At 66.6% G+C, this 6,449-nt stretch carries 9 protein-coding genes; 1 reads left to right on the forward strand and 8 read right to left on the reverse strand.

Annotated features, from left to right (window positions below):
- Nucleotides 1–19: 19 nt before the first annotated feature.
- The 4 genes from mtnA to KBZ15_RS15920 are packed head-to-tail and all read right to left on the reverse strand — an operon-like array spanning nucleotide 20 to nucleotide 2,233.
- Nucleotides 20–1,105 (reverse strand): S-methyl-5-thioribose-1-phosphate isomerase, encoded by a 1,086-nt coding sequence (mtnA, locus tag KBZ15_RS15905; RefSeq protein ID WP_255016175.1) that lies wholly within the window; start codon nucleotides 1,103–1,105, stop codon nucleotides 20–22.
- A 47-nt stretch (nucleotides 1,106–1,152) separates the two neighbouring features.
- Complete coding sequence (locus KBZ15_RS15910; protein WP_255016176.1) at nucleotides 1,153–1,308, reverse strand: hypothetical protein; 156 nt, start codon at nucleotides 1,306–1,308, stop codon at nucleotides 1,153–1,155.
- Nucleotides 1,301–1,645 carry a nucleotidyltransferase domain-containing protein gene (locus tag KBZ15_RS15915; protein WP_255016177.1) on the reverse strand — a complete coding sequence of 115 codons (345 nt, stop codon included), beginning with the start codon at nucleotides 1,643–1,645 and terminating at the stop codon, nucleotides 1,301–1,303. The genes KBZ15_RS15910 and KBZ15_RS15915 overlap by 8 nt, the downstream gene beginning before the upstream one ends.
- A gap of 48 nt (nucleotides 1,646–1,693) precedes the next feature.
- Nucleotides 1,694–2,233 (reverse strand): DUF1543 domain-containing protein, encoded by a 540-nt coding sequence (locus tag KBZ15_RS15920; protein WP_255016178.1) that lies wholly within the window; start codon nucleotides 2,231–2,233, stop codon nucleotides 1,694–1,696.
- 59 nt (nucleotides 2,234–2,292) lie between these two features.
- On the opposite strand from KBZ15_RS15920, the gene KBZ15_RS15925 reads away from it, so the two are divergent.
- Nucleotides 2,293–3,015, forward strand: coding sequence for a trans-aconitate 2-methyltransferase (locus KBZ15_RS15925; RefSeq protein WP_255016179.1), 723 nt, complete (start codon nucleotides 2,293–2,295; stop codon nucleotides 3,013–3,015).
- Here the strand turns inward: KBZ15_RS15925 and KBZ15_RS15930 are convergent, their stop codons facing one another.
- The 4 genes from KBZ15_RS15930 to KBZ15_RS15945 form a co-directional block, all read right to left on the reverse strand.
- The gene (locus tag KBZ15_RS15930) at nucleotides 3,016–4,323 is read right to left on the reverse strand and encodes a SufS family cysteine desulfurase (RefSeq protein WP_255016180.1); all 1,308 of its coding nucleotides are present in this window, start codon (nucleotides 4,321–4,323) and stop codon (nucleotides 3,016–3,018) included. It abuts the gene before it with no gap.
- Nucleotides 4,324–4,325: 2 nt separating this feature from the next.
- A complete protein-coding gene (locus KBZ15_RS15935; RefSeq protein WP_255016181.1) occupies nucleotides 4,326–5,438 on the reverse strand; it encodes a SufD family Fe-S cluster assembly protein in 1,113 nt (370 codons plus the stop codon).
- Nucleotides 5,438–6,211, reverse strand: coding sequence for a Fe-S cluster assembly ATPase SufC (gene sufC / locus KBZ15_RS15940; RefSeq protein WP_255016182.1), 774 nt, complete (start codon nucleotides 6,209–6,211; stop codon nucleotides 5,438–5,440). Before sufC ends, KBZ15_RS15935 begins: the two co-directional genes overlap by 1 nt.
- Nucleotides 6,212–6,268: 57 nt before the next feature.
- Nucleotides 6,269–6,449: SufD family Fe-S cluster assembly protein (locus KBZ15_RS15945; protein ID WP_255016183.1), on the reverse strand; the 181-nt coding region annotated here is incomplete at its 5' end.

Below are 6,449 nucleotides of genomic sequence, written 5' to 3' on the forward strand. Positions count from 1 at the left end.
TGGGCGACGCACTCCGATCTCAGCCCGCGTAGAGCTGCCCCAATCCAGCTTCGGTGGCTGCAGCCACGCCCCGCTCGGTGATCAGGGCCGTCACCAGCCGCGCCGGCGTGACATCAAAGGCCGGGTTGAAGCCGGCGCTGCCCGTTGGCGTGAGCTGCACCGTGGTGATTGCCCCATCGGCGCCGCGCCCCTGGATGTGGGTCACCTCCTCGGCGCTGCGGGCCTCGATTGGGATCTCGGCCACCCCATCGCCAATTGTCCAGTCGATCGTGGAGGCGGGCAGGGCCACATAAAAGGGCACACCGTTGTCGTGGGCCGCCAGGGCCTTGAGGTAGGTGCCGATCTTGTTGCACACATCGCCGCGGCGGGTGGTGCGATCCGTGCCCACGATCACCGCGTCCACCTGGCCGTGCTGCATCAGGTGGCCGCCGGCGTTGTCCACGATCACGGTGTGGGGCACGCCCTCCTGTGCCAGCTCATAGGCAGTGAGCGAGGCGCCCTGGTTGCGCGGGCGGGTCTCATCCACCCACACGTGGATGTTGAGCCCGGCGCGGTGGGCCTTGTAGATGGGGGCCAGGGCCGTGCCCCAGTCGACCGTGGCCAGCCAGCCGGCGTTGCAGTGGGTGAGCACATTGAGCCTGGCGCCGGGCCGGGCCGCCGCCAGCTGCCGGAAGATTGCCAGGCCGTGCTCGCCGATGGCTTCGCCCATGGCCACGTCCTCATCGGCGATGGCTGCTGCCTCCAACCTGGCCGCCTCGGCCCGCTCGGCCTGCGGCAGCGGTGCCACCAGCGCCCGCACCCGCTCCAGGGCCCAGCGCAGGTTGATCGCCGTGGGTCGGGTGGCATTGAGCTGCGCAAAGGCCGCCGCCAGGGAGGCGTCGCTGGGGTCGGCCTGCAGGGCCAGCATCAGCCCGTAGGCGCCCGTCACGCCGATCAGCGGCGCCCCGCGCACCACCATCGTGCGGATCGCCTCGGCCGCCTCAGCGCAGCTGCGCAGGCTGCGCGTCGTGAACTGGTGGGGCAGCAGGGTCTGATCGATCACCCCCACTGCGCGGCCATCCGGCTCTAGCCAGATCGTGCGCCAGGCCTTGTCGTCGATGTTCATGGGCGCGCGTGCCAGGTTTCCTGATCATCCCTGGAGGCGGTTTGAATTCAAGCCCCAGGCCAAGGCTCCTCCACCTGCCGCAACAGGTTTTCGACCAGATCGAAGCAGGCCAGCCAATCAGGGGACTCAACCTCAAGTTCATCGTCGTAGCGCAGCTGCACTGCAAAGAAGTTGAGCTCGGTGAGGCTCTCGTATTCAGCCATCGAGCACTATCCCCTCACGGCACGCCACCGTGGTCACCGCCTGACGACATTCACGACGAGCAGCCACCTCACTCTGGGAGTACAGCAGTAAATCAAGAGGCAGGCGGTGGCTCGAAAACTTTCGGCTCAGCCAACCGAGAACCACAAGCCGGCTGTGCTGCGCCAGCCAGGCATCCGGGACGATGATCAACAGATCTGCATCGGAATCTGGGCGCCCCGTCCCGCAAGCCCGCGATCCGAACAGACGCATGTCCGAGTAGGGGATCTCCGCCCGAATCGCAGCCGCGATCTGAAGGATCCGAGGATCGACAACAGACGTAATAGCGCTTGCAGTCATGAAATCTGTCTGCCTGCTGCTTCGAGCGCTGCAGCGGCCCCAATCAGCTCAAATCAGCCGATAGCCGAACCAATCCGGCACCTGGCTCTGGCTCAGGCCCTCCGGGTGGGGCTCCAGCTGCACATGCCAGCGCTCGCCGCCCAGCAGCTCCAGCTGCTCGATCGCCAGGCAGTCGTCTACGCCCACCAGATCATCCTTGTGCTGCTGCAGGGCGCCGCGCAGCCACTGGCGCTTGGCGGCAGCCTTGGCCGCCTGGGGTGAGCGGGCCACCACCAGGCCGAAGTGGTGCAGCTCCGCCAGCGAATCAGGGCGGTAGGCGCCCAGGTTGACAAACCAGAGCCGCTCGGGCCGGGGCGCGGACGCCTCGCCCCCGAGGCTCACCGCGTAGCCATCCACCGCTCGCACCGCCATGTAGCTGTCCAGGAGCAGGCCCTCACGCCTCCCGAACCACTGGCGCCGCAACTCCGGAAGCGCCGCTTCGATCGTGTTGCCGGCCACGAAGCGCACGTCGTGGAGCTCGATGTGACAGCCCGGTGCACGGCCACCTAGTACCACCAGAAACAGACTTGGGGCGTTGCGCGTCGCCATCGGGACTCGGACGTTCGGCCAGCCTATGGCGAGCACAATGAACTGGTTGCCGAGCGCCCATGGACTTCTTTGAAAACCAATGGAGCACCTATAAAACAATCGTGCAACACGATTTCATGCACCATCGGGCCCTGGTTGGGGCGGTGGAGCAGGTTCTCAAGCACTACTTCGATGGGGCCCCAGCTGGGCACCGCCCCCACTTTGTAGACCTGGGCTGTGGCGATGCCGACCCCCTGGCAGCAGTGCTGCGGGACCTCCCCCTCGGTTCGCTCCTGGGGATGGATCAGGCCAGCAGCGTCCTGCCCCTAGCTGCCAAAGCCCTGGGGGAGGTGCCCTACCCCTGTGACTGGATCCAGGCTGACCTGCTGGAGTGGGCCACGGCGCCAGCTGCTGAAGCGGCTCCGGCCACCAATCCGGTGGACATCCTCTATTCCTCCTTCGCCATCCACCACCTGGATGGGGAGAGCCAAGAGGCCTTCCTGGCGGGGGCCCGCAAGAAGATCAGCCCCGGCGGCATTTTTCTCTGGGCCGATATTTTTCGGGAACCCGGTGAAACGGTTGACGACTTTCGACTGCGCTACACCCAACGGATGAGCAACCACTGGGGGACTGCCCTCGAGCCGCAGCAACTGGCCCATGCCTGCTTCCACGTGAGCAACTTCGACCTGCCCGCTGACCGCGAAGCGATCGGAACCACAGCCCGCAACCAGGGCTGGACCCTTTCCTGGATCTGGGCTGGACCCGACAAAGCCGAGGCGCTGGCGCTGCTGACGCCGGCCTAGCTAGCTGTGCTCACGCAGGAAGGTGATCGTGCCCTCCAGCTCCGCGGCGAAGCGATCGATCTCTTCAGGGGTGGTGGTGAAGCCCAGGCTGGCGCGGGCCGAGCCGGGGAGGCCGTAGAGCCGGTGCAGCGGCTGGGTGCAGTGGTGGCCGCTGCGGATGCAGATGCCGGCTGAATCGAGCAGGGCAGCTATGTCGTTGGCATGCAACCCGTCGACGGTGAAGGCCGCCAGGGCGCCGCGGTCGGGTTGTTGCTCGGGGGTAGGGCCCAGGATCCGCACCCCCTCGATCGCCTGCAGGCGCTCAAACAGCTGGCGGGTGAGCAGCTGCTCCCAGGCATGGATGCGCTCGAGGCCAATGGCACTGAGGTAGTCGAGGGCGGCGCCCATGCCGATCGCCTCAGCGATCGCCGGTGTGCCGGCCTCGAACTTGTGGGGCAGCTCGGCCCAGCTGCTGTGATCCAAATACACGTCCTGAATCATCTCGCCGCCACCCAGGAAGGGGGGCATGGCCTCCAGCAGGGCCTCGCGGGCCCAGAGAAAGCCCATGCCGGTGGGGCCGCAGAGCTTGTGGGAACTGCCCACCAGGAAGTCGGCGCCGAGGGCCGCCACATTCAGCGGCAGGTGGGGCAGGCTCTGGCAGGCATCCACAAGCACCAGGGCGCCGGCGGCGTGGGCCAGAGCAGCCACCTGCTCGATCGGGTTGAGGCAGCCGAGGGTGTTGCTCACCTGCACCAGGCTCACCAGCTTGGTGCGCTCAGTGATCTGGCTACGCAGATCGTCGAGATCGAGCTCGCCGGTTTCGGTGAGGCCGGCGTGACGCAGCACGCAGCCGCTGCGGGCCGCCAGCAGCTGCCAGGGCACCAGGTTGGAGTGGTGCTCCATCACCGTGAGCAACACCTCATCGCCGGGGCCGAGATTGGCATCGCCCCAGCTGCGCGCCACCAGGTTGATCGCCTCGCTGGCGTTGCGGGTGAACACGATCTCCCGCGCACTCGCCGCACCTATGAAGGCGGCAACCTTGGCCCGGGCAGCCTCAAAGCCCTCGGTGGCACGGGCGCTGAGCTGGTGGGCACCGCGGTGGACATTGGCGTTGTCGTGGTCGTAGTAGTGCTGCAGGGCCGCCAGCACCTGGCGCGGCTTCTGGCTGGTGGCGGCGTAATCCAGATAGATCAGCGGCTGACCCAGGCAGGCCGTCTGGGCCAGCAGGGGGAAATCGGGCCGGGTCAGGGCCGCCAGATTTTCCGCCGGGGGCAGGGATTGGGCCAGCCCGGGAGTGGTAGAGGCTGGGGTCAGCGGGGAGGCGGTCATGGTCATGGGCGCTCCCGCAGCAGGAGCTGGAGGGGATGGGCAGAAGCCGCGGCGGCAGGCAGCTCACGCAACACCTCATCGCAGTAGCCCCGCAAGAGAAGCCGGGAGGCCTGGTCGGCGGCGATGCCCCGACTTTGCAGATAGAAAAGCTCATTTTGCTGCAGTCGGCTGACGGTGGCGCCGTGAGCACACTTCACGTCGTCGGCGACGATCTCAAGCTCGGGCTTGGTGTCCACCCGGGCCCGATCCGAGAGCAGCAGGCTGCGGCTGAGCTGGGCGGCGTTGGTGCGCTGGGCGCTGCGCGGCACCCGCACGGCGCCGTTGAACACACTGCGGCCATCGCCATCGGCCACCACCTTGTGGAGCTGGTCGAGCTGGCCATCTGGTCCGTTGAATTGCACCTGGCTATGGGTATCGGCCAGCTCCTGGCCAGCCACCAACTGCAGGGCCCGCAGGCGGGTGAGGGCCGCACCTTCGCTCTGGCAGATGCGGGGCTCAAATCGGCTCAGAGCCCAGCCCCCCAAGGCGGTGGTGAGCTGCAGCTCACTGGCGGGGGCCTGGCTGATGGCCAGGTGGCTGAGCAGGCTGGCTTGGGCGTCCCCCGGAGCCAGCACGCCAAGGTTGAGCTTGGCCCCCTGGCCCAGCTGGGCCACCGTCACCAAGCTGGTGGCATTGGCTGCCCGCGACCCGTGGTGCAGCAAGAGCTCCAGGCTGGCCCCCGGCTCGAGCACAAGCAGCAACTGCAGGGCCAGCAGGCCCTGGCCTGCTGCCGCATCGAAAGTAAGCTGCAGGGGCTCGACTGAGCCGCTCACCCGCAGGGCGAGAAAGTGGGGAGACGCGCCCCGGTTGAGCCGCACCGGCCAGGCGGCAGAACTGCCAGTGGCTTGCAGACCCTGATCCAGCAGCAGCTGGGCCTGCGCAGGAGCGATCCGGCTGATTCCCCCGGGCAGGCTGCACTGGCTGAAGGGATCGGGGCCCGACCACAGCTCGGCTGCAACGGACTGCAGCGGGGCGAGATCGGTGAAGCGCCAATCTTCCTGACGGCGGCCCGGTAGGGTCTCGCCCGCCAGCTCCGCCAGCCAGGCGGCGGTTTTCGGCAAGGCCAACGCGAGCATCAGGCCACCTCCTGGTCCACCCAGTCGTAGCCGCTGCGTTCCAGTTCAACGGCCAGCTCCTTGCCGCCGGTGCGCAGGATCCTGCCGGCCGCCATCACGTGCACATAGTCGGGGGTGATCAGATCCAGCAGGCGCTGGTAGTGGGTGATCAGCAGGGTGGCGTTGTCGGGGCCGGCCAGCTGGCAGACACCCCCAGCCACTATCCGCAGGGCGTCGATGTCGAGGCCGGAATCGGTTTCATCGAGAATCGCCACGAGCGGCTCGAGTAGCGCCATCTGCAGGATTTCATTGCGCTTCTTCTCGCCCCCTGAGAAACCCTCATTCACCGAGCGCTCCAGGAAGGCAGGATCCATCTGAACAAGCTTCAACCGCTCGCGCACCAGATCCTCAAAGGCAAAGGTATCGAGCTCCTCGTCGCCCCTCTCGACCCGGCGGGCATTGGTCGCCACCCGCAGAAATTCCAGGTTGCTGACCCCGGGGATCTCCACCGGATACTGAAAGCCCAGGAACACGCCAATCCTGGCCCGCTGCTCCGGTTGGAGCGCCAGCAGGTCCTGCCCCCGGAAGAGCACGCTGCCGCCGGTCACGCTGTAGGCGGGGTGGCCGGCCAGCAGCTTGGAGAGGGTGCTCTTACCGCTGCCGTTGCGGCCCATCACCGCGTGAATTTCACCGGCACGCACCGAGAGGTTGACACCCTTGAGGATCGGTTGATCCTCCACACGGGCATGGAGATCACGGATCTCAAGCAACAGTGGGGCGTCGGAGCGAATCACAGCGTGGCAATAGGAAGGGAAAGGAATAGATAGGAGTCAATAAATAGCCAGGAAAATTCAGCCAACTGATCCCTCGAGCTTGAGGGCAAGCAACTTGTCGGCCTCAGCGGCAAATTCCATCGGCAGCTGGTTGAACACGTCGCGGCAAAAGCCACTAACCATCATCGAAACGGCCTCTTCAAAACCAATACCCCGGCTTTGCAGGTAGAAGAGCTGGTCGGCCGAGATACGACAGGTG

Origin of the sequence: Cyanobium sp. BA20m-p-22 (genome assembly GCF_024346275.1) — a bacterium.
Taxonomy (GTDB): Bacteria; Cyanobacteriota; Cyanobacteriia; order PCC-6307; family Cyanobiaceae; genus Cyanobium_A.